19 protein-coding genes and 1 tRNA gene are annotated in these 22,244 nt (G+C 72.2%); 11 read left to right on the top strand and 9 right to left on the bottom strand.

Annotated elements, in window-relative coordinates; genetic code table 11:
- Positions 1-96: 96 nt before the first annotated feature.
- Positions 97-915 carry a glutamate ABC transporter substrate-binding protein gene (locus tag AC156L_RS05310; RefSeq protein ID WP_330875762.1) on the bottom strand — a complete coding sequence of 273 codons (819 nt, stop codon included), beginning with the start codon at positions 913-915 and terminating at the stop codon, positions 97-99.
- 142 nt (positions 916-1,057) lie between these two features.
- The gene (locus AC156L_RS05305; RefSeq protein WP_330875761.1) at positions 1,058-1,939 is read right to left on the bottom strand and encodes an oxygenase MpaB family protein; all 882 of its coding nucleotides are present in this window, start codon (positions 1,937-1,939) and stop codon (positions 1,058-1,060) included.
- A gap of 52 nt (positions 1,940-1,991) precedes the next feature.
- On the opposite strand from AC156L_RS05305, the gene AC156L_RS05300 reads away from it, so the two are divergent.
- Both AC156L_RS05300 and AC156L_RS05295 read left to right on the top strand, forming a co-directional pair.
- Positions 1,992-2,402, top strand: a complete 411-nt coding sequence (locus AC156L_RS05300; RefSeq protein WP_330875760.1) for a PPOX class F420-dependent oxidoreductase — start codon at positions 1,992-1,994, stop codon at positions 2,400-2,402.
- The gene (locus tag AC156L_RS05295; protein WP_330875759.1) at positions 2,402-4,264 is read left to right on the top strand and encodes a hypothetical protein; all 1,863 of its coding nucleotides are present in this window, start codon (positions 2,402-2,404) and stop codon (positions 4,262-4,264) included. Before AC156L_RS05300 ends, AC156L_RS05295 begins: the two co-directional genes overlap by 1 nt.
- Before the next feature lie 55 nt (positions 4,265-4,319).
- Here the strand turns inward: AC156L_RS05295 and AC156L_RS05290 are convergent, their stop codons facing one another.
- From AC156L_RS05290 to AC156L_RS05280, 3 genes are read right to left on the bottom strand one after another with little or no spacing between them, the layout of a single operon-like run.
- Positions 4,320-5,459 carry a WXG100-like domain-containing protein gene (locus AC156L_RS05290; protein ID WP_330875758.1) on the bottom strand — a complete coding sequence of 380 codons (1,140 nt, stop codon included), beginning with the start codon at positions 5,457-5,459 and terminating at the stop codon, positions 4,320-4,322.
- A 9-nt stretch (positions 5,460-5,468) separates the two neighbouring features.
- On the bottom strand, positions 5,469-5,780 hold the full coding sequence (locus AC156L_RS05285) for a WXG100 family type VII secretion target (protein ID WP_330875757.1): 312 nt from the start codon (positions 5,778-5,780) through the stop codon (positions 5,469-5,471).
- On the bottom strand, positions 5,777-6,259 hold the full coding sequence (locus AC156L_RS05280) for a YbaB/EbfC family nucleoid-associated protein (RefSeq protein ID WP_330875756.1): 483 nt from the start codon (positions 6,257-6,259) through the stop codon (positions 5,777-5,779). Before AC156L_RS05280 ends, AC156L_RS05285 begins: the two co-directional genes overlap by 4 nt.
- Positions 6,260-6,416: 157 nt before the next feature.
- Between AC156L_RS05280 and AC156L_RS05275 the strand changes: the two genes are divergently transcribed.
- Positions 6,417-6,953 carry a hypothetical protein gene (locus tag AC156L_RS05275; protein ID WP_330875755.1) on the top strand — a complete coding sequence of 179 codons (537 nt, stop codon included), beginning with the start codon at positions 6,417-6,419 and terminating at the stop codon, positions 6,951-6,953.
- An 83-nt stretch (positions 6,954-7,036) separates the two neighbouring features.
- On the opposite strand, the gene AC156L_RS05270 is transcribed toward AC156L_RS05275, so the two are convergent.
- From AC156L_RS05270 to AC156L_RS05260, 3 genes are read right to left on the bottom strand one after another with little or no spacing between them, the layout of a single operon-like run.
- A complete protein-coding gene (locus AC156L_RS05270) occupies positions 7,037-11,908 on the bottom strand; it encodes a DNA repair ATPase (RefSeq protein ID WP_330875754.1) in 4,872 nt (1,623 codons plus the stop codon).
- A gap of 7 nt (positions 11,909-11,915) precedes the next feature.
- Entirely contained in the window at positions 11,916-14,051 is a 2,136-nt protein-coding gene (locus tag AC156L_RS05265; RefSeq protein ID WP_484406642.1) for a flotillin family protein, read from the bottom strand.
- A 16-nt stretch (positions 14,052-14,067) separates the two neighbouring features.
- Positions 14,068-14,679 carry a hypothetical protein gene (locus tag AC156L_RS05260; protein ID WP_330875752.1) on the bottom strand — a complete coding sequence of 204 codons (612 nt, stop codon included), beginning with the start codon at positions 14,677-14,679 and terminating at the stop codon, positions 14,068-14,070.
- 135 nt (positions 14,680-14,814) lie between these two features.
- Here AC156L_RS05260 and AC156L_RS05255 point away from each other — a divergent pair, with 135 nt between their 5' ends.
- Positions 14,815-15,795: a CobW family GTP-binding protein gene (locus AC156L_RS05255; protein ID WP_330875751.1), complete on the top strand. Its 981-nt coding sequence runs from the start codon at positions 14,815-14,817 to the stop codon at positions 15,793-15,795.
- Here AC156L_RS05255 and AC156L_RS05250 read toward each other — a convergent pair.
- Positions 15,792-16,358: a DUF4232 domain-containing protein gene (locus AC156L_RS05250; protein ID WP_330875750.1), complete on the bottom strand. Its 567-nt coding sequence runs from the start codon at positions 16,356-16,358 to the stop codon at positions 15,792-15,794. The genes AC156L_RS05255 and AC156L_RS05250 overlap by 4 nt on opposite strands.
- Before the next feature lie 331 nt (positions 16,359-16,689).
- Between AC156L_RS05250 and AC156L_RS05245 the strand changes: the two genes are divergently transcribed.
- The 7 genes from AC156L_RS05245 to AC156L_RS05215 all read left to right on the top strand — a co-directional run.
- Positions 16,690-16,762, top strand: a tRNA-Lys gene (locus AC156L_RS05245).
- A 340-nt stretch (positions 16,763-17,102) separates the two neighbouring features.
- On the top strand, positions 17,103-17,591 hold the full coding sequence (locus AC156L_RS05240; RefSeq protein ID WP_330875749.1) for a superoxide dismutase: 489 nt from the start codon (positions 17,103-17,105) through the stop codon (positions 17,589-17,591).
- A gap of 56 nt (positions 17,592-17,647) precedes the next feature.
- A complete protein-coding gene (dusB, locus tag AC156L_RS05235) occupies positions 17,648-18,799 on the top strand; it encodes a tRNA dihydrouridine synthase DusB (RefSeq protein WP_330875812.1) in 1,152 nt (383 codons plus the stop codon).
- Positions 18,792-19,256: a hypothetical protein gene (locus AC156L_RS05230; protein ID WP_330875748.1), complete on the top strand. Its 465-nt coding sequence runs from the start codon at positions 18,792-18,794 to the stop codon at positions 19,254-19,256. The genes dusB and AC156L_RS05230 overlap by 8 nt, the downstream gene beginning before the upstream one ends.
- A gap of 187 nt (positions 19,257-19,443) precedes the next feature.
- Positions 19,444-20,319: a GGDEF domain-containing protein gene (locus AC156L_RS05225; RefSeq protein ID WP_330875747.1), complete on the top strand. Its 876-nt coding sequence runs from the start codon at positions 19,444-19,446 to the stop codon at positions 20,317-20,319.
- Between the two features lie 326 nt (positions 20,320-20,645).
- The gene (locus AC156L_RS05220; protein ID WP_484406641.1) at positions 20,646-21,212 is read left to right on the top strand and encodes a hypothetical protein; all 567 of its coding nucleotides are present in this window, start codon (positions 20,646-20,648) and stop codon (positions 21,210-21,212) included.
- 791 nt (positions 21,213-22,003) lie between these two features.
- Positions 22,004-22,244, top strand: a 241-nt coding sequence (locus tag AC156L_RS05215) for a hypothetical protein (RefSeq protein WP_484406639.1), incomplete at its 3' end; no start/stop codon positions are given.

Genomic DNA, 22,244 nt, shown 5'->3' with positions numbered 1-22,244 from the left:
AAAATCGAAGTTCGACGTGCCGACGCGGCCTCGCGTCGTGGCCGGCAGGCAGATCGTGCAGGAGTTCGCCCAGGGCCGTTGATCCTGCTCGTGCGGTTACTGCTCGGTGATCCTCGGCGGGTCCGGGACCTCGATGCCCGACTGGCCGATGTTGCGTTCGAAGGACCTGGTCCACTCGCCTGAGCTGATCATCTTGTCGATGGCGCCGTTGACCTTCGCGCGGCCCTGCACGTCGTCCTTGGGCAGGCCGACGCCGTACTTCTCGGTGCTGAACTTGGGACCGACCACCTTGAGCAGCTCCGGGTTCGCCGCGGCGAAGCCCGCGAGGATGACCTCGTCGGTGGTGACCGCGTCCACGTTGCCCGCCAGCAGCGCGGTGACGCAGTCGGAGTACTGGCCGTACTCCACCAGCCTCACTCCCTGCGCGAACTCGTCCACGACCTTCTGCGCCGACGTGGAGTTCGAGACGGAGCACAGGTTCTTGCCGTTGAGCTTGTCCGGCCCGGTGATCTCGTCGTCGGTGTACCGGACGAGCACGCCCTGGCCGGTCTCGAAGTAGGGGCCCGCGAAGGCCACCTGCTGCTTGCGCTTGTCGGTGATCGAGTAGGTGGCGACGACGAAGTCGACCGCACCTGACATGATCATCTTTTCGCGGTCGGCCGACCGCGCCTCGACCCAGGAGATCCTCTTCTCGTCCACCCCCAGGTCGGCCGCGATGAACTTGGCCACGTCGACGTCGAAGCCGACGAACTTGCCGTCGATCCGCCGCTGGGCGAGTCCCGGCTGGTCGAAGCGGATCCCGATGGTCAGCGAGCCGCTGTCGGCCCTCCCCTCCAGGGAGTCCTCGGCAGGACCTCCGCACCCGGCGAGCAAGGCCACCGAGACGGCGATGGGCAGCATTCGACGCAACAGCATGCGCTGGAGAACCTTTCTTCGAACCGTGCGGGCAGGGCGTCATCCGGGGGTGTGCGGGAGCGGTCGCCATCGACCCGACCTCGGGATTCGCGTTTCCCATGCTACGTACGGGATAAGGCAGCCCTATGCGACGCGCGTCGCACTACGACGTTTCACTAGGCCGTTCGGGTGATGAACGGCTGTGACGTCGGACAAATCCCTGTGGCAGCAGTGCTCGCCGGGGGTACGCGGACCACCCGAGCCGGTGGACGGCCCGGTTCACGTGCCCGCTCGGCACGCGCCACCGCAGCAGCCCCGGCACGGCCTTCGCGGTGCCGCGCAGGACCCGCAGCAGCGCCGTCGCCCTCGCCGCGGAGTAGGGCCGGTGCCCGTACAGCTCCACGGCCCACCCCGGCAGCAGCGAGTACGCCAGGTGGCCGAGGACGGGCTCGTAGACACCCAGTCCCCGGCGCAGCGCGCCGCGCACCGGAGGCCGGTGCAGGAAGCGGTAGACCACGTCGGCGTCCGCGGACCGGCGCAGCTCCGGCCGGACCTCGCGCAGGTAGTCGGCCATGTCCGCCACCGACCCCGGCACCTCGTCGGCGTGCAGCCCGACGAGCGTCGCGCTCGCGCGCTGCTCGGTCAGGTAGAGGTCGGCCTGCTCGTCGGTGAGCCGGTACCCGGCCCGGCGCACGACCGCGAGGAACGAGTGCACCTCGGCGCAGTGCACCCAGCGCAGCAGCTCCGGGTCGTCGACCCGGAACGCCGCGCCGGTCTCCGGGTCGCGCCCCCGCAGCGACCGGTGCACCGAGCGCACCCCGGCCGCGGCGGTCTCGACCTCCTCGGCGGTGCCGTAGGTCGACACGCCCACGAAGCTCGCCGTCCGCGACAACCGGCCCAGCGGGTCCTGCTGGAAGTTCGAGTTCTGCACGACACCAGCGGCCGCGCGCGGGTGCAGCGCCTGGAGGTAGAGGCTGGAGATCCCCGCCACCCACATCGCCGGATCGGCGTGGAGCTGCCAGGTCACCGAATTCGGTGTCGCCACGATTTCATCGTGTCACAGGCGCACGCCTCTGCGTCACGACATGATGTCCCCCATGGATCTGGATCAGGCGCGGGACGTCATCCGCACGCAGCACCGGGCGGTCCTCGCGGCCGTGCGCTCGGACGGCACCCCGCAGATGTCGCCCGTGCTGGTGGCCGTCGACGAGCAGGGGCGCGTGCTGGTGAGCACCCGCGAGACCGCGTACAAGGCGCGGCAGCTCCGCAACGACCCCCGCGTGTGGCTGTGCGTGCTGCCCGACGAGTTCTTCGGCACCTGGATCCAGGTCGACGGCACCGCGGAGGTCGTGCCGCTGCCCGAGGCGATGGACGGACTGGTCGAGTACTACCGGCAGGTCTCGGGCGAACACCCGGACTGGGACGAGTACCGGGCGGCCATGATCGCCGAGCAGCGCGTGCTGGTGCGCGTGGAACTGCACCGCGCCGGACCGGACCGGACGGGCTGATGGCCGCCAGGGTCCTGCTGGGGATCGCGCTCGCGGTCCACCTGCTCTACGCCGCGCTCCCGCTGCCGCTGCTCGCGACGGAGGGGTCGGACGCGCTCGTCCCGGCGGTGGCGGCCGTGGTGCCGCTGCTCGGTCTGGCCTGGGCGGCCTCCAGGTACCGCTACCGGCCGCACCGCTGGTCGGTGGTGTCGCTGGCCGTCGCCGCCGTGCAGGCGCTGGGCGCCACGGCGGCGATCGTGGTGCACCTGCGGCCGACCGAGTTCCACCCGGCGCTGAACCTGGTCGTCTACCTGGCGCTGTGGCTCCCGCCCACGCTGTTCGCGTGGCTCGCCGGGCGCGCGCTGCTCGCTCGACCCGCCGAGGTGCTCGGCACCTCGCCGTACCAGGTGAACTTCCCGCTCCGAGCGGTCGAGAAGGCCTCCGCCAACACCGACTCCGTGGTCGTGACCGACCGGGCCGTGGAGGTCTGGGTCCAGCGGGCCGCGGGCGAGCCGATGCTGCTCGCCCCCGGCCAGAAGCGCGGCCGGGTGCCGTGGAAGACCTTGCCGCTCAACGACATCACGGCCGCCACCGTGCGCTCGGCGGTGCCGGGGGAGGCCCCGTGGGCCGTCCTGCGCAACGGTCCGAGCCAGTCGGTGCCCTCGGGCGAGGTGGCCGTCGTGCGGTTCGGCACCACCGACCAGGTGCTGCCGGTGGAGGATCCAGCGAAGTTCGCCGAGCTGATCCGCGTCCGGACGGGGCGGGCGCCTGCGTCGCGCGTGGCCGGTCCGGAGCGGGAGCTGGACGCCCACGTCCCCGAGGTGCTGCCCGCACCGGAGCCGGTGGGACCGGCGGTCCACCCGACCCGCGGACCGGACGACCCGCTGCCGACCGGACCGGGACTGGTGGCCCGGTGGCTCATCGCCGCGCCGCTGGCCCTCATCGGCACCGCCGGACTCCCGCTCGCGGTGCTGCTGGCGACCGGCGCCACCGCGGGTTTCCTGGCGTGGACGGGGGTGGCGGTCGTGGTGTGGCTGCTCAACCTGCGCGTTCCGCGGGTCTGGGGCCGGGTGGCGTTCCTGCCGGTACCGCTGGCCTTGATGTGGCTGGCCACCCAGCAGGAGTGGCTGCTCGCGCTGCCCCTCGTGCTGTGCCCGGTGCTCGGGCGGCTCGCGGGGGCGGTGTTCACGAACTGGCGCGGCACCGACCTGGGTGGCAGCGCGGTCGAGGTGCCCTTCGCGCTCCGGACCGGTGAGCGGCTGCACGTCCAGCGGGACCGGCTGGTGCGCGAGGCGGACGCCAAGGGCGTGCTGCCCTACGCGCTGTGGCTGGCCGACGTCACGCTGGTGCAGTGCGGTGTGCGAGCGGCGCCGGAGGCCGGGGAGTGGCAGTCCCCCGGCGGGTACCGCACCCCCGTCTTCGACTCGCCCTGGCTGCGGATCGTGGCGGGCCGCCAGCAGTGGCTCATGGCCACCGGCGAGCTGCGGCTCGTCGCGGCGCTGGTCACGGCACGGGCGGCGACCGCCGCGCCCGCTCCACCAGACCACCTGGACCTCGCGGGCTGGTACCGGCTGCGCGCGTGGGCGGTGGCCAAGACCGACGGCGGCATCGTGAAGCTGGGGCTGCGGAAGAACGGCATCGGCTGGCGGCTGGGCCTCGCCGCCGTCGCGGGCGGGTTCGCGTTCCTGCTGCTGCCTCTGGCCGCCGCGCTCGTCCCCGGAGCGGTCTGCGCGGTGATCGCGCTGGCGGCGCTGGGTGACTGGGCACGCCTCCGACCGCGGCTGCGCGAGGCCGAGCACCACTCGTTGCCGCCCGGCAGCCCGAACTGGGGCGAGGTCCGGCCGGACCACGCCCCGGTCTTCGCCTACCAGCCCTGGGCCTAGTGCGGCCGTCCCCCGCCGGGTCTCGTCGTGGGACTCGGCGGGGGCACCGCGCCCACTACGGCCTCGGCGGGTCGGGGAGGTCGAGGTCCCCGACCATCCGGGGCGGGTTCGCCGAGGTCTTGACCTCGTAGTCGTCGTCGTGCGGGTCGTTGACGTTGTTCGGCCCGCCGTCGCCGGGGATGTGCTGGGCGTTGCCCGAACCCCAGCCGCCGGTGTACGGGTTGTCGACGTTCGCCCGCACCGTGGACCCGTCGGGCGTGGTGAACGTGTGCCCCTGCGTGTTGTGGCCGGAGGTCGTGGTGCCGTCCGGCGAGGTGCCGGTGCCCCAGGTGTCCGCCAGGCCGCCGTGCCGGTTCGACATGCCGCCGACCGCGCCGCCGACGCTGCCGGACAGCGCGCCGGACGTGGCCGCGTTGAGCGTGTCCTCCAGGCCGAACTTGCCGTGCGCGAAGTTGTTGAGGATGTTGCCACCGGCGCCGCCGATGGCGCCCTCGACCGCACCCCGGCCCGCGGCCTGGACGAAGTTGCTGGTCGTGGTGCCGATGCCCTTGGACACCGCGCCGACCGTCCCGCCCGCGACACCGGCCGCCACGCCGGCGATGCCCGCGTCGAGGGTCTTGCCCGCGTCCCAGCTCCTCCGGTTGCCCGCAAGCGCTTGCCCGCCCTGGATCGCCAGGTCGACGCCGACGTTGATGGCCACGTTGATGGCGATCTGCTTGATCAGCTCGCGGAAGAACATCTGCACGGTGATCCTGGTCGCCGCCTGGGCGATCGGCACGCCCGCCGTGCTCGCGCCGAACGTGGCGACCGCCGACGCGATCATCGCCGCGATCTGGGCCGCCAGGATGATCAGCGCCGCGATGATGCTGAGCTTCGTGTACTCGATGTTCAGCGCGGCGTCGTCGCAGCCGGACGCGAGGTCCGTGCACAGCTGTTGCAGGTTGACGAGGTACGCGTCGCCCTCGACGAACTGCTTCCAGTACTTCTCGAACGCCTCCGACGTCTCGCCGGACATGCAGCCCAGCACGGCGGTCGAGGCGCCCTCGCCCTCCTGGACCACCTCGCCGACCGCTGTGGCGGCCTGCGTCCACGCCTCGCTGAGCCTGCGCAGGGCGGTCTCGTCGCCCTCCGGCCAGTCGGCGCCCACCACGATCGGGACCAGCCACTCGACCGCGCCCGGAATCTCGATGCCCATGTCGGCCCCCTAGCCCTGTGCGCCGAACGACCGGGCGTTGCCCTGGTCGACCTGTTCCCAGGTCGTGGCGGTGTTGTCCAGCTCGGTGCGGATGCCGTGGATGGCGTCGGTGATGCCGGGGAACGCCGCGCGGGCGGTGTCCGCGGCCGGCGAGTAGCCCTGGGAGAACTTCTGGCCCACCTCGTCGCCGCCCCAGCACGCGCCCTCGGCGTCCATGACCGCGCGGAGCGCCTCCCAGGCGTCGGCGAGCTTGTCGCCGGTCGTGGAGAACTTCGGCGACGCCGACCGCAGCGCGGTGGGGTCGACCTCGAAGCCGCTCACCAGCCGTTCCCGTCCATGAGGGAGTCGCGCGGCTCGTCGTCGTCGGGTTTCCTCGGCGGCGTCAGCGGCGGGGCCGCGGGCGTGGGCAGCAGGTTCTTCAGCGACGGCGCGCCGGGGAACAGGTCGGGCAGGTCCGGCACGTTCTGCTGGAACGGCGCCATGGCCGCGTCGGCCTGGCCGCGGGCGTCGAGCGCGGCCTGCTGGACGACCTGCACGAACGTCTTGCCCAGCTTCTCGGGGGTGTTGCGCTCGAAGGCGTTCGGGGCGAGCCGCACGTCCGTCACGATGCCCGCCGCGTTGACGACCACGTGCACGAGACCGTCTTGCGACGTCGCGGAACCGGTCTTCGCCACCGCTTCCGCCTGCGCCTCGCGCAACGCCGACGTCTGGCGTTCGAGGTTGGCGAGCATGGAGTCGACCTGGGTGCGCAAAGCCGCGTTCCGGGCTTCGAGCGCGGCGCGCTGAGCGGGATCGTTCATGAAGGCCTCTCTCACGGATCGGACGGGCGTTCGTCCGATTGTCACGCAAAGCGAATTCCGCCACACTCCGATTGGCGCAATCGGTAACGCCGTCGGCCTTCAGGACGATTCCACGTGACGCCACGGGCGTGGAATCGGTGGAGCGGGTGCATCTGGGATGATCAGTGGCAGACGCCGCGTCCTCGTCTTGACGGGGGCAGCGCTGGTCGGCGGCGCGATGATCGGCACGCTCGTGCTGTCCGGCGGGCCGAAACCCGTCGACGTGCGGCAGGTGCAGGGCAGCTTCGGCCCGGAACCGGTGCTCAGCGCCACCTACACCACCAGCGTGCTCGGCGTCGGCCCGACGACCGCCGCGCCACCGCCGCCCGCACCGCCCCCCGCGCCACCGCGAGCACCCACGACGACCGGGGCGGACCTGCCCCCCGCACCGACGAGCGCCGCGCAACCACCTCCTCCTCCTCCTCCACCGGACCCGACGCGCACCGACCTCCCCCCGTGGCTGGAGGAACTGGGCGGCTGCGACGACGACTACGACACCCACGGCACCTGCGTGCCGTGGCTGCTCCCGCTGCTGGTGGACGAGTGCGACTGGCTGCACCGGCACGGGTCCCGGCACATCGAGGTCCGCGGGCAGGACCGGCACGACCTGGACGACAACTCCGACGGCATCGCCTGCGGCCACGGCGACCGCTAGGGCGGTGGCCGCGGTCCTCACCGGGTTTCGCGCGGCCGGGGTGGACCCCTCGCGGCCCTGAACGGCGCGAACCCGGCAGGGGGTCAGCGGTTACCGCACCAGCCCCGCTCCTCGGGGCCCGCCAGCCGGTCGATCGCCGTGCCGACGCGGTCCGCGAGCAGGCCGACGGCACCGACCGCGCGGCTCACCGGATCGTCGGTCGAGCCGCCCAGCGCCAGGGCCCGGCGGTACGCGGCCTTCACCTCGGCCCACCTCGCCGCCTGCTCGGCGGTCAGCGTGCCGCGCAGCTCACCCAGCTTCAGCAGGTTCGCCTCGGCCCCGGAGGTGAGGGTCTGCGCCTCCCCGACGTAGTGGTCGTCGATGACGGCGGCCAGCTCCTCGTCGTTCATCACCGGCACGATGCGCTCGGCCAGCTTGTTCATGTTGCGGTAGGACCCCTGGAGCTGGAACGGCGGCTCGGTGCGCGACGCGTCGGCCTGCGCGGCGGAGGCGATGTAGGCCCGGTTGTTGGCCAGCACGACCTCCTGGGCGCGGACCAGCTTGCGCAGCACCGAGAGCACCTGCTCCAGCTCGACCGACGAGTACGGGTGGGAGAGCTGGTCCGGGCGCACGCCGTCGTCGCCGCGGGCCAGCCGCACCAGCAGCTCCACGTCCCCCCGATCCCTTGTGGACAGTTGGGCGAGCACGGGGTTCGAGGTGAGCGAGTTCTCGACGTAGCTCAGCGCGAACAGGTCCTCGCGGCCGGACAGGACGTCGCCGAGGTTCCACACGTCGGCGCGGTTGGCCAGCATGTCGGGGACGCGGAACCGCTTGCCGGACTCGGTGTACGGGTTGCCCGCCATGCAGACCGCGAACCGCTTGCCGCGCAGGTCGTACGTGCGGGTGCCGCCGTCCCACACGCCCTCCATCCGCCGCTGCGCGTCGCACAGGGAGATGAACTTCTGGAGCAGCTCGGGCGAGGTGTGCTGGATGTCGTCCAGGTACAGCAGGACGTTGGTGCCCATCTCCAGCGCGAACGAGATCTTCTCGACCTCCTGCCGCGCGGTGGCGTTGGGCGCCTCGGCCGGGTCGACGGACGTGACGTCGTGGCCGAGCGACGGCCCGTTGACCTTCACGAAGATCAGTCCGAGCCGGTTGGCGACGTACTCCATGAGCGTCGTCTTGCCGTAGCCCGGCGGGGAGATGAGCAGCAGCAGGCCCATCTGGTCGGTGCGCTTGGCGTCGCCGGCCGCGCCGAGCTGCTTGGCGAGGTTGTCGCCGATCAGCGGCAGGTACACCTCGTCCAGCAGCCGGTTGCGGACGAACGCGCTCATCACCTTCGGCTGGAACTCGCCGAGCCGGAGCTCCTTCTTCCTGCGCGCCACGAGTTCGTTGCGCTGCTTGAGGTACGACCGGAACGCCGGGATCCGCTCGGTGCGGAACGCCCTGGTCCTGGCGAGCAGCTCGTCCACGCGGAACTCCAGCCTCCGGTCCACGATCCGGGGGTGGGTGCCCAGCAGGCCGTCCACGACACCGGTCAGCTCGGCCGACGACTCGTAGCGCGGCAGGTCGTGGCACAGCTCCAGCGCGACGGCCTCCGGCAGGTCGGGTGAGACCTCGTCGCCGAGGAACACGCCCAACCAGGCCTCGACGAGCTGGCGGCGGGCGGGCAGGTCGACCGCCCGCAGGTCCTCGTCGAACTCGTGGCGGCTGCCCAGCGCGCGGTGGAACCGCTCCAGCAGCGACCGGGCGGCGGCGCTGGTCGCGAACCCCGCGGGCGCGCGGACCAGCTCCTCGAACAGGTACTCGCCCGCGAGCTCGTCGCCGATGGCGGCGCCCATCTCCTCGGCGAGCACGTCGATCGCCCGCGACCGGCCGAAGACCGTGCGGGCGCGGTCCAGCGACGTCGCGCGGCGGGTCCAGGCGGCCTTCAGGTCGTCGGTCGCCTCGAACGCCCAGAACAGCTGGGCCGCGGCACGGGCGGCCGGCGGGTAGCGCAGCACGCCCGCGCCCGCGTGCAGGCGGAGCAGCACCTCCAGGATCCGGGCGGTGTCGTGGTCGTGGACGCCGCGCTCGTACCCCTCGTCGTAGCGGGACTCCGCGGCGCGGCGCACGACGTCGAGCAGCTCGGTCTCGTGCAGCACGGCCGGGTCGTCGTGGCCCGCGAGGATCGACGCGGCCAGGTGCTCGGCGCGGTAGACCTCGGCCGACTCCGACACCAGCAGCTGGTCCCAGAACGGCTCGGTGGCGGCGAAGGCCGGGTCCGTGACGGGTTCGCGGAAGTCGGTCCCGGTGATGGCGAACGACATCCGGCCGTCCTGCGGCACCAGGGTGAGGTCCACCGCCTGGGTGTTCACCGCGAACCGGTGCTTGCCCAGCTTGATGGTCTCGCCGCCGTCGGTGAACAGGTCGAGCCGGTCGCGCAGCGAGCGCCCCGCCTCCTGGCGGGCGGCGAGGAGCCTGCCCTCCAGCTCCTCCGCGCGCACCTGGTCGCCGAGTTCCCGCAGGTCGGACACGACGCTGCGGAGCTTCGCGACCATCGGGTCGGAGACGAAGTAGGTGTTCACGTCGTCCAGCGACGTGAGCGTGCCGACCCGGCGGGTGACGCTGGCCAGGATGCGGTCGGCGGAGTCGACGAGCCGGTCCGACCGGCGGGCGCGCTCGTCCAGCAGCGCCTGCTTGCGGGAGGAGAACGCCTCGTAGACGTCGGTCCGCTTCGCGCCCAGCTCCGCCAGGAAGTCGTCGAAGTCGCTGAACCGCGACTCCAGGTTCTCCAGTTGGAGCAGCAGCCTGCCGAGCTGCTCGTCGCAGCGCCGCGGCGAGTCCGCGACGGCCAGCGCGCCGGTGATCGCCTGGCCCAGCAGCGCGAACTCGGCGGCGAACTCCGCGCGCCCCTCGGTGTCGAGCAGCCGCCTGCGCCGACCGTCCACGGTGGCCCGTGCGCGGTTGATGCCGCCGAGCACCTCGCCGATGCGCTCCAGGATGCCGGTGCGCACGGTGGCGTCGGCGATGTCCAGCGAGCCGACGACCTCGGTGAGGACCTCCAGGCCCTGCGACTGCTCGGTCAGCCGGTCCACGACCGGCTTGGCCTCGGCGACGGTGGCGATGGCGTCCGCCTTCGCCACCAGGTCGTCGATCTCGGTGTGGTAGCCGGTGAAGGCGTCCTCGCGCTGGAGGTGCGCGACGGCCCGCTGCGCGGACGTGCCCAGCTCCTGGGCGAGGTCGGCGACCAGCACGTCGATCCGCGCCAGGTCGACGTACCGCAGCTCGCGCAGCGTGACGAGCCTGCCCTGCGCCCTGCGGAGGTCCACCAGCCTGCGCACCCACGCGTCGGCCGACGTCGGCGTCTCGCCGCGCTGCTGCCGCACCAGGGACGCGACCTGCGCGCTCGCCTCCTCCAGCGCCGCGGCGGCCTGGTCGGTGAGCGCCTGCACGGTCTCGAACTCGTCCAGCACCTGCTCCGCCGTCGCCCGCACCTGCGACAACGGCGTGCCCAGGTCGTGCAGGTCGGCGTCGCCGAGCCAGTGGTAGTGGTCGAACGCCCGCGCGCACGCGGCGATCAGCCCCTCGAACACCGGGGTGGAGGGGGCCATCTCGCCCACCATCCGGGAGATGGACAGGCAGTCGGAGATGCCGCGCACCAGGTCCGCGTTGCCGACCCGGTCCAGCGGGCCGGTGCCGACGGGCTGCGCGGCGGCGTAGGTGTCCGACAGGTACGGCGTCTGCCACACCTGCATCGGGTGCACCCTGGTCGGCTCCTCCGACGCGGCGCGGAACACGACCAGCGTGCCGTCGTCGAACAGCGAGTAGCCGTGGCACGGGATGGGCGTGGCCACTTCCTTGCGGATGACGTTGTAGGGCAGCAGCAGCGACCGGCCCTCGCTGCGGGCGTGGAAGACGTAGAGCACGTCCTCGCCGTTGGTCGAGCGGATCACCCGCTCGAACTCCAGGCTCTCCACGTCGGTGTCGAAGGTCTTGTTGACCCCGGTCTCCAGGTAGTAGCCGCCGGGGAAGATCACCCCCTGGTCCTCGGGCAGCCGCTGGCACGCCTGGCCGACGCCGTCGAGCCGCACCACGCCCTTGGTGCGGGTGTTGAAGACCAGGTGCCGCCAGGTCTTCTCGTTGTAGGGCAGGATCTTCAGCAGGATCAGCGGCCCGACCCGCGCGTACCGGACGTCCGCGTCGGCGAGGCTCTGGAGCGGCTCGTCCACCGGCTCGTGGTAGACGCCCTCGCCGCTCTCGGTGTTGTTCTCGACCTTGACGGTGAGGTCTCCGCCGACGGCCTCGACGAACACCTCGTCCTCGATCGAGATGTGCGGGTGCCGCCCCAGCACGTGGTTCTCGCGGACCGTCGTGGTCCACTCGAAGTCGTGCGAGGGCGGGAACACGTGGTCGCGCTCGCCCCGGTTGTCCACGTAGGACACCGATCCGTCCGGCGCGACCCGCCAGCGCAGCACGCGGACGTCCTCGGTGCGCGCACCGGTCTGGAAGATCGCCAGCACCTTGCTCTCCACCCGGCGGAGCTGGAGCAGGCGGGTGTCGCGGTAGTACCGGTACAGCTCGGCGAAGTCGCGCAGGAACCGGGGGTCGCGCAGCAGGCCGGGCAGCGCGTCGGGGCCCGCGTCCTCGAACCGGAACGCGTCGCCGTCGCGGGTGAAGCGGTGCAGCGAGAACACGTCGTCCACGGTCGTCTCGGGCTTGAGCCCGATGAACACGTTGTAGCCGAACAGCATCAGGCCGCCGACCGCGCTCGTGCCTCCGGTGCCCGCGGGCACGGAGATGCAGTCCCGCGGCACGCAGTTGTTCGCGGTGCGGATCCGTTCGGTGCCGATGAGCTGGAGTTCGGCGCTGCCGAACACCCGCAGGCGTTCGGCGTTCAGCTCCTCGGCCCGGCTCGCGAGCGCGGCGGCCTGCTCGGCCAGCCGCGCCCGCAGCACCTCGTAGGTGCCCGCGTCCAGCTCCCGCGTCGACGTCACCGCCGCGTCACCTCGCCGCGAGGGCGGCGACCGGTCGCTCGGCCAGCCCCAGCCGCTTCGCGGTGTCCAGCAGTTCCGTCAGCTTGCCCGAGTCCGGGCCGCCGGACGAGATGAGCCGCACGAGCAGCGCGGACACGGTCAGGTTCTGCACGTCGTTCGTGCCGAACGAGCCGAGCACCCTGGTGATGTCCTGGGTGAAGTCCGCGGAGCCGTCGAGCCACGACCCGCCGAGGCTCCGGGCCACGTCGGAGTGCTCGACGAACCCGTCGACGCTCTTGCCCATCGTGATCGCGCCGACCACGCGGTCGAAGAACATGCTCTCGCCGCCGACGATGTCGATGTCGGCCTTCTCCAGGCCCGCGGCCAGCACGGACGCCTGCGACTCCGCGAGCTGGCGCTGCACGTCGAGGCCCGCGAGGCGGACCTCCTTCTCGGTCTCCAGGCGCAGCCGGTACTCCTCGTGGCCGCGGGTCGCGTCGTCGAGCGCGTTCATCGCGGCGGCCTTGTCGGAGAGGCCCTCCGCCTCGCCCTTGAGCTTCTCGCGGATCGCGGTGGCGGCGACCATGGCCTTCTCGCGCTCGACCACGGCCTGGGCCATGCCGACCTTCTCCGCGCCCTCGGCTTCGGCGAGCTGCTTCTCCCGCGACACGACGGCCTCGGCCAGACCGACCTTCTCGGTGCCCTCGGCCTGCGCGAGCTGCTTCTCCCGCGCGACGGCGGCTTCCGCGCGGCCGACCTTCTCGATCGCCTCGGCGTCCCGTTCGCGGACCTGCACCTCGGCCAGGCCCTCGGCCGCGGCGGCGGCCTGCGTGCCCTCGGCGAGGCGGATCTTCGCGCGCGTGTCCAGCTCGGCGGTCTGCTGCCTGGCCTCGGCGAGCGTCAGCTCCTCGCGCGCCCTGTGCTTCGCGGTCAGCTCGGCGGCTTCGGCGGCCTTGATGTCCTTGACCAGGCCCTCCTGGGCCTCGGCCTCGGCGTGGATCACCGTGGTCTGGCGGAAGCGCTCGGCCTCCTCGACCGACCGGAGGCGCTTGATGCTCTCCTCCTGCTCGGCCACGGTCTTCTCGACCGCGATCCGCTCGCGGATCACCTCGGCGATGTCGCGCTTCTCGCCCTCCAGCTCCTTGTCCTTCGAGATGCTGGCCAGCGCGGTCTCCCGCTCGCGGCCGATCACCTCGAGCTGGCGGTCCTTCTCGATCCGCTCGGTCTCGATGGCGATCACGCGCTCGCGGTTCTTCTCCGCCACGGCGATCTCGCGGGCCCGGTTCTGGTCCTGGATGCCGAGCTGCTCCTCGGTGCGGATGTGGGCGGTGCTCGCCTTGAGCCGCTCCTCCGACTGCACCTTCGCGGTCTCGGCCTCCTCGCGGGCGCGCATCGTCTCGATCTCGCGCTTCTGCTTGGTCTCCGCGTCCGCCTGCCTGCGCTCCAGTTCGAGGATGGCCTCCCGCGCGTCGACGTTCTGGCGGGTGATCTCCTTCTCCTCGCTGCGCTGGAACTCGTTGGTGCGCACGTGCTCGATCGCCGTCAGCTCGGTGATCTTGCGGATGCCCTGCGCGTCCAGGATGTTCGCCGGGTCCAACTGGGACATCGGCGTCTGCTCCAGGAAGTCGATCGCCGCGTCCTCCAGGCTGTACCCGTTGAGGTCGGTGCCGATGACGCGGATGATCTGGTCGCGGAACTCGTCGCGCTTGGTGTAGAGGTCGACGAAGTCGAGCTGCTTGCCGACGGTCTTCAACGCCTCGGAGAACTTGGCGTTGAACAGCTCCTGGAGCGTGTGCTCGTCGGACGCGCGGGCGGTGCCGATCGCCTGGGCGACCTTGATGACGTCCTCGACGGTCTTGTTGACCCGCACGAAGAACGTGATGCGGATGTCGGCGCGGATGTTGTCGCGGCAGATCAGCCCCTCGTTGCCCGCGCGCTTGATCTCGATGGTCTTCACCGAGATGTCCATGACCTCGGCGCGGTGCAGCACCGGCAGCACGACGGCGCCGGTGAAGGTCACGTCGACCTTGCGCACCTTGGAGACGATCAGCGCCTTGCCCTGCTCGATCTTGCGGAACAGGCGGCTGATCATGAACAGCAGCACGAGCACGACGAGCACGACGACGGCGATGAGGATGCCGAATCCCGTGGTGATGACGTCCATCAGGGTCTCCCTGCGGTCAGAGGTCGGGGCCGAGCGCGGAATCGACTGGCGCGACCCAGAAGAACTCCCCGTCGACGTCGTAGTCGAAGATCAGAGCGGTGCTGCCCGCGACCAGGACGTCCTGTCCCGCTTGGCGCACCTGCACGACGGCCGACGAGCCGTCGGAGGCGGTGACCTCGGCCTGACCGAAGTCGTGGGTGACGGTGCCCGTGCGGATCACGCACGGCCTGCCGACGAAGTCGTTGCGGGAGGCCTGCCGCGGGTTCGGGAACAGCTTCCGCAGCGGCCACGCCAGCAGCCTGGTGAGCAGCAGGCCGACGACCACGGCCACCACGAGGACGACCAGGCCGAGCGCGATCACGACCGGGGACGACAGGTCGAATCCGTTGAGCAGCACGGAGCCCCCGAGGCAGGCGAACCAGGAGAAAGCGGTCAACAGCGACAGCACGACGGTCACGGGCACGCCGTCGAGGCCGAGCCCGGCCAGCGCGCCCTCGACGCCGAGGACCCCGTCGTCCCCGTCCAGCACCCCGACCGCGGCCAGCGACCAGTACAGGACGACCACGACGAGGAGCACGCTCAGGAACGCCGTCGGGTAGCCGAACGCCGTCCTCGCGAACTCCGCCAACGCGCCCCCCACCTGTGCCGTGTTGGCTGGACACTATCCAGCTGACCTCGAACTTCGTGGCGTTTCGCAATTTTTGCGGTCGACCCTCACCCGCTGCGGCGGGTTCGTCACCCAGCGCCGCTCTAGCATGGAGGCGTGGCCAAGCAGCGGATCCCGGTGATCGTCGTCGCGGGTTTCCTCGGCTCCGGGAAGACGACCCTGCTCAACCACCTGCTGGCGACAGCGGGCGGCACGCGGATCGGCGTCCTGGTCAACGACTTCGGCAGCATCAACGTCGACGCGATGACGGTCGCGAGCCAGGTCGACTCCACCATCTCGCTGAGCAACGGCTGCCTGTGCTGCGCGGTCGACCCGTCCGACATGGACGACATGCTCACCAGGCTCGCCAAGCCGTCCGCGAACGTCGACGTGATCGTCATCGAGGCCAGCGGACTGGCCGAGCCGCAGAGCATGGTGAAGCTGGTGCTGGCCAGCGAGCAGCCGCGCACCACCTACGGCGGCCTCGTGCTCGTCGTGGACGCCGCGGAGTTCCCCACGACCAGCGCCCGCCACCCGGAACTGGCGAAGCACCTGCGCCTGGCCGACCTCGTGGTGCTGAACAAGACCGACCGCGCCACCGACCTGGCCGCGGTGCGCGCCGCGATCACCCCCGGCACGCCCGTCGTGGAGACCACCCACGGCCGCGTGGACCCGGCCCTGCTCTTCGACCCCCGGCCGCGCACGCCGACGGTCGGGCAACTGTCCTTCGAGGACCTGGTCGAGGACCACGGCGACCACGTGCACGCGCTGTACGACAGCGTCGAGCACACGACGGACGCACCGGTGAGCCCGCGCGGGCTGCTGCGCTTCCTGTCGGACCGCCCGGCGGGGCTGTACCGGGTGAAGGGCTTCGTCGACTTCGGCACGGACGACCGCTACGCCCTCCAGGTCGTCGGCGACCACCTGTCGCTGCACCGCACCCCGTGGCCCCGCGCCGTTCCGCGCGGGACCCAGCTCGTCCTGATCGGCACGGACCTGTCCGCGCACGCCCTCACGACGGCCCTCTCCGCCTGCGCCACCACCGAGCCCCCTGGTCCGCGGGAGATGCTCGACGTGGAGCGCTACCTGCGGCCCTAGGCCGCACCGGGGGCCCACGCGCCGACCGGCCCGACGTAGGTGCCGGGGTGCGTGGCCGCGTCCTGCCTGAGCACGGACCCGGCCGGCCAGTCGAAGACCTGAGAGTCGTCGGTGTTCGGCGGCGTCACCGTCACCGTCGTGACGTCCCACCGCTGGTCGCCCGTCTCGGGCAGGTACGTCAGGTAGGCGGTCGTGCTCGCGCCGGGCGTCAGCCGCACGTCCTCCACCTCGGCACCGGACCGCGTCAGGTCCCACGTCTGGCTGTCCTGCCCCTTCAGCCGCGCACCGGGGAACCCGCGCAGCAGGCACGCCGTGCCGCCCGCGTTCGTCATCGTCAGCGGCAGCCGCATCTGCGTCGGGCCGCCCTCGCCGGGCTTCGCCTCGCCGAGCGCCACCCTCACCTCGGCGCACTGCTCCGCCGCCTCCGCGACGCCGCTCGTGAACGTGTCGGGCCCCTTCACGCCGGAGCCGCCGCCGGTCTCGCCGCCACCGCCGGGGCCCTCGGTCTCCCCGACCCTGACGCTGCACGCCGCCAGGAGACCCACCGCGGCCACGACAGCCACCGCCACACCGCCGCGTCGTGCCCGACCGGTGTTCCGGCGCATTTCGACCAACTCCTTTTCGCGTCGTGCGGGACGAACGTAGGTGAGATGTTCGGTTGTGCAATTCGGATGCTTGTTTGTGATGTGCATCACCTGGGTCGGCGGGGGTTCCGAGGACTGTTCCGGCAGGTCGGAGGAGGCCGGGAAGGACTGGTTCCGGTGACCGGTTGAGACGGTGGCGCCGGGGGTGGCATCCACCACCTGCGTGGGAGCACTGGCTGGCAGACCGCTCGGGCGGTGAAGCCGACCACCCTGCACCACGGGGACCGCGGAGTCGGTACGCTGCACACGAGGGCTGCTAGCTCAATTGGCAGAGCAGGAGACTTTTAATCTCTTGGTTCAGGGTTCGAGTCCCTGGCGGCCCACGGAACCCCAGCTTTGTGAAGCTGGGGTTTTGTGTTTTCGGGGTCCCGTGAATTGGTCGAACGGTGTTCGGCCGGTGGTCCGTTCCGGGGCGTCCTCACCGGACGGGCAGGTCTCCGAGGTGGGTGGAGTGCGGTAGGTCGGCGGTTGGTCGGCGACCTCCGCGGTGGGGGTCACCTGGCGTCAAGGCGGCCTTTCCCCCACGGGGCGCGGTGCGCGGCGCGGCTGGTCGGGCGGAGCAGCACGGCGTCGCGACCGTGCTGGTGCGCGGCGACGTCGGGTGATCGCTGGACCGGGTGACGCGGCTGGCCCGCCGCACGCCGGGGCGCTACTGATGGCCTCATGCACCTCGCCGCCGTCGCACTGGCGCTCAGCGCAGCGCTCGCCCCGCCCGTCCACGTCTCGGACACGCTGACGGTCTACGACACCGGGCTCGCGCCGGTCGGCTCGGAGGCGTCCGTGCTCTCGTGGACGACGCCGGGCGGCGGCACGTTCGTGCTGCTGCACACCGAGGGCCTGCTGCCCGACCGGGAGTACGGCGCCCACGCCCACGCGAAGCCGTGCGGGTTGACCCCCGCCGACCCGGGACCGCACTTCCAGCACGTGCCCGGCGGCGCGACCGACCCCGAGCACGCCAACCCGGACAACGAGATCTGGCTCGACTTCACCACCAACCCGCGCGGGTCGGGCATCGCCGTGGCGCGGGTGGACTGGGCGTTCACCGACCGCCGCGCCGCCTCGGTCGTCGTCCACGCCGAGCACACGCACACCGGGCCCGGCCACGCGGGCACGGCGGGGGCGCGCCTGGCCTGCCTGACGGTGCCGTTCTAGCGGCGTGAGCACCGCCTCAGCCATCCGGTGCACGACCACTCCTGCGTCGGGTGACAATGGTCGGGATGTCCACGGCACTCCAGACCACCAAGTCCCTGCGGATCGGCCCCTTCGAGGTCGACCCGCCGGTCGTGCTCGCGCCGATGGCGGGCATCACCAACGTGGCCTTCCGCCGACTGTGCAGGCAGTACGGGGCGGGGCTGTACGTGTGCGAGATGGTGACGGCGCGCGCGCTCGTGGAGCGCGACGCGACGACCCTGCACATGATCACGTTCGACCGCGACGAGCACCCGAGGTCGATGCAGCTCTACGGCGTCGACCCGGTGACCATGGGCGCGGCGGTGCGGATGATCGTCGACGAGGGTCTCGCCGACCACGTCGACATGAACTTCGGCTGCCCCGTCCCGAAGGTGACGCGCAAGGGCGGCGGGGCGGCGCTGCCGTACAAGCGGAGGCTGTTCGGGGAGATCGTGCGGGCCGCGGTGAAGGCCGCCGAGCCCGCCGGGATCCCGGTCACGGTGAAGTTCCGGATCGGGATCACCGACGAGCACCTGACCTACCTGGACGCGGGGCGGATCGCGGAGGCCGAGGGGGCCAGGGCGGTGGCGCTGCACGCGCGCACGGCGGCCCAGCGGTACTCCGGCCAGGCGGACTGGTCGGCCATCGCGCGCCTCAAGGAAGCCGTGACGTCGATCCCGGTCCTGGGCAACGGCGACGTCTTCAGCGCGCAGGACGCGCTGCGGATGGTCGACGAGACCGGGTGCGACGGGGTCGTCGTGGGGCGCGGGTGCCTCGGGCGGCCGTGGCTGTTCCGGGACCTCCAGGCCGCGTTCGCGGGACTGCCGGTCCCCGAGGGGCCGAGCCTGGGCGAGGTGGCGGAGATCCTGCGGACGCACGCGGAGCTGCTGACCGAGCACTACGACGAGGACAAGGGCGTGCGCGACCTGCGCAAGCACATGGCGTGGTACCTGCGCGGCTTCCCGGTGGGCGGCGACCTGCGGCGGAGCTTCGCGATGGTCAGCACGCTGCCCGAGCTGGACGACCTGATCGGACAGCTCGACCACGACGCGCCGTACCCGTCGGAGGCCGAGGGGCCGCGGGGCCGCCAGGGCTCACCGGCCAAGGTGGTCCTGCCGGAGGGGTGGCTGGACGACCCCGAGGACGCCACCGTCCCGATGGGGGCGGAAGTGATGCACTCGGGTGGCTGACCGCCACCTGCTGGTGGGCGCGCTGGCCACGGCCTGCGCGGTGCTGCTCGGCGGCTGCGGGTCGTCGGTGGCGGGCACGGCCCGGCCCCTGCGGATCACCGAAGTCGAACGCGACCAGGTGTCCGGCTACTTCACCCGGCTCAACGAAGCGGGCGGCAGGGGCAACCCGGAGCAGCGGAAGCTGTTCCAGGACACCCAGCACCCGGACTTCCGCTCGCGGACCTGCGAGCTGCGGGCGGGCACGCTGCGGATGGAACCGGCGATGTCGACCCTGCGCACGGACCCCGACTGGGAGCCGCCGGGCGGCGACACGCACCCGCGCGGCGTGGTCTACGTGGTCGCGGCGACCGTCACGCTGCTGGAGGACGACGCCCCCGTCGGCGTCCAGATCGGCTCGCTGCACGTCGTGCTGCTCGACGGCGCGCCGTACGGGTTCGCCCCCTGCGTCGGCGGCTGACCACCCCACCCGGTGGTGCGCGGCGTCGCGGCCAGGAGGGCACGCAGAGCCAAGTTGATCACCGATCGTCACTAGTTCGGAGCAGCAAGCGGTCAACCAGACGGGGGAAATAAGGCTCCCACGCGTCCCGCCGGCTCAAGCGCCGCCTCTCAAGAGTCGACACCAGGCAGGTAGGGAGGTGAGAGCGATGACCGCTTTGCGACCCGAAGTCGCCGAATCAGACCCGAGCAGGAAGTCCGACGACCACCCGCTCGCGGTCGACACCACCCCCTCCGAGAGCACCGGTCTGGTCGAGCTCCACGAGTCCATCGCGACGCTGCTGGCGTCCCGCGGCCAGTGGCGCCAGGCGTACCAGCACCTGCGGTCGGCGCTCGACCTCGTGTACGCGGACCAGGAGGAGCAGCCGCGCGTGCCGGAGCAGCTGCGCCGCGAGGTGGACCGGCTGCGCAAGGAGCACGCCGAGGCGCGCGAGCAGAGCCTGCGGGACAGCCTGACCGACAGCTACAACCGCCGCTACCTCGACCAGCGGCTGCTGGCGATCCTCGCGGAGCGCGGCACGTCGCGGCACGGGATGGCGATAGCGCTGCTGGACCTCGACTGGTTCAAGCGGGTCAACGACACGTTCGGCCACCTGCTGGGCGACCGGGTGCTCCAGAGGGTCGTGGACCTCTTGCAGACGGACCTGCCCGCGGACGCGTTCTGCGCCCGCTACGGCGGTGAGGAGTTCGTCCTCGTCCTGCCGAGTGTGACGGCAACCACGTCGGTGGAGATCGTCGAGGCGGCACGTGAACGTGTCGAGCGTCACGACTGGTCCCGTGTCGCTCCGGGGCTTCGGGTGACGGTCAGCGGGGGTGTGGCCTACGAGCCCCCCGCGGAGGCCACACCGACACGCCCTCCCGTGAGCGCTGAACAGCAGTTGCTGCGCGCCGACAGCCTGCTCTACACGGCCAAGCAGTCGGGCCGGAACGCGGTCGCCTACCGCGAGAACGGGCGGGCGAAGCTCGCCGGACCGGCTTCCGGGCGCCGGGCGGTGTCCGATTCCAGGGTTCTCGGTTACTACTGAGGCACCTGTTTCGCCTAGTCGTTCACCCGTTCGGTCGTGCCAGACTGCGCGTTACCGACTACTTGTCCCACCGGTATCACCGGGAGTGGTCGTCAGGAGTCGCCGTCATCCGTACTATCGACCGCACTGACACGCCGGTGGTGCAACCACTGTGTCCTCGCCGTCGTCAACTTGTGATGACAACCCAGTAGTGGACTTACCTGAAGGGAGACCGGGTGCCCGACGAGCCCCGCCGTGGCGGCCCCGGTTCCCGAGGTGCCGAAGAGCCCGAGGAAGAGCAGCAGTCAGGACGTCGCCGCCGCGCTGAGGGCGGTGGCGGTCTGAGCGTGTCGGACCTGGTGGAGCGGCACAGCCGCACCAACATCCCCCGCCCCGTCCCCCCCGCTCCGACGCCTCCTCCCGCGACCGGCCGTCGGGCCGCGCCGCCCCCCGCCCCGGTCCGCCAGCCGCCTCCGGGTCGGCCGAGCGGCGCGGAGCAGCCCGTGCGGCCCGCCGACACCGGCCGCAGGGCCGCACCTCCCCCTCCGCCGCCGCCCACGGGCCGCCGGGCCGCGCCCCCGGTCGAACAACCGACCGGTCGCAGGGCCGCACCCGCCGACCCGACCGGGCACCGGTCCGCGCCCCCCGTGGAGCCCACCGGTCGCCGCGCGGCGCCCCCGGTCGAGCCCACCAACCGCCGGACCGTGCCCGACGCGCTGCTCGGCGAGGTCACGGGCCGCAGGGCCGCGCCGGAACCGCCCCCGGCCGAGCCCACGGGCCGCCGCGCCGCCCCCGAACCCCCCGTCAGCGCCCCCTCCGCCTGCCGTCGCCGACGCTCCGCCCGCGCCTGCTCCGTCGCAAACCGGACCGTGCGCGTCACCACCGGCGCGCTCAGCTCCCCCGTCAGCAGGTAGTCCGCGAACCCGCGACGGAGCGCCCGCAGCGCGCTCGCCTCCTGCGACTTGCCCGTCAGGGCCACCACCGGCGGCGCGCCCCGCGATGCGTCCCCCAGCACCAGCTCCTCCAGCACCGCGGCTTCCGGGCCCCCGAGCTCCAGGATCAACAGGTCGTGCCTGCGCCCGTCCAGCGCCGCGGCCGCTTCGCTCGGGTCCGCCGCCTCCGTCAGCGAAAACCCCTCCGCCCGGGGTAGCGCGGCTCTCAGCTCCTCCAGCGCTTCCTGGTCGCTCGCCGCGACCAGCACCCGGATCACCTCTCCAGTCATTGTCTCGCCCTCGGCCCTCCCCGCATGGCGGGATGCGCAATGGTTTCCGCCATTCAGTGGCAGGGCGCAAGAGGGGGGCCACGGGGCGGGCGATGGGGCACGCTCGATGCTGGAGGCCTTCCGGCCCCTCCAGGGCTCCGGACCTGGTGGTCGAGGGGGGGGTGGCCCGCGGGCCTTGCCGGTCGCCGAGCCTTCGGCTGGCTCTCACGCCGGGCTTCGGGAGCGGGGGAGCGGGGGAGCGGGGGATAGGGGGGATGGGGGGACTGCGGGAGTCGGCGGCACACCCCCACTCCCGGGGCGTGGCGTCGCGGGAGGGGGAACGCCCACGCGCCGGCGCGGCCGGGGACCACCCCCGCTCACGGGAAGCGCCCGGAGAGCCGCCCGAAGGGCAGGATCCAGCCCGAGCCCGCGATGTCTGCTGGCGCCGGAAACGGGGCGTTCCTAGCTTGGGGTTCCCGCACCCAAAGGTCACTGGAGGAATCGTTGAGAGTTCGTCTGCTGCTGGCCGCCGGGGCGTTGCTCGCGACGGCGTGCGGCGCCCCGGCGGCGCCTCGCGCGCCCCGGGCCGAGCCGCTGGAGGAGCTGCGTCCGACGGAGGAGGAGGTTCGCCGGGTCGCCCAGCAATTCGAGACGCTGGAGACGGGGTTCCTGGAGTGGTACTACGAAGCGTACCCGGTGCGGGCGACGAGCCTGGGTGTGCACGGGTGGGACGGGGAGCTTCCGC

Source organism: Umezawaea sp., assembly GCF_057122925.1.
The sequence above is the reverse complement of the archived record's forward strand: the minus strand, read 5'-3'. Positions and strand labels throughout refer to the sequence as shown.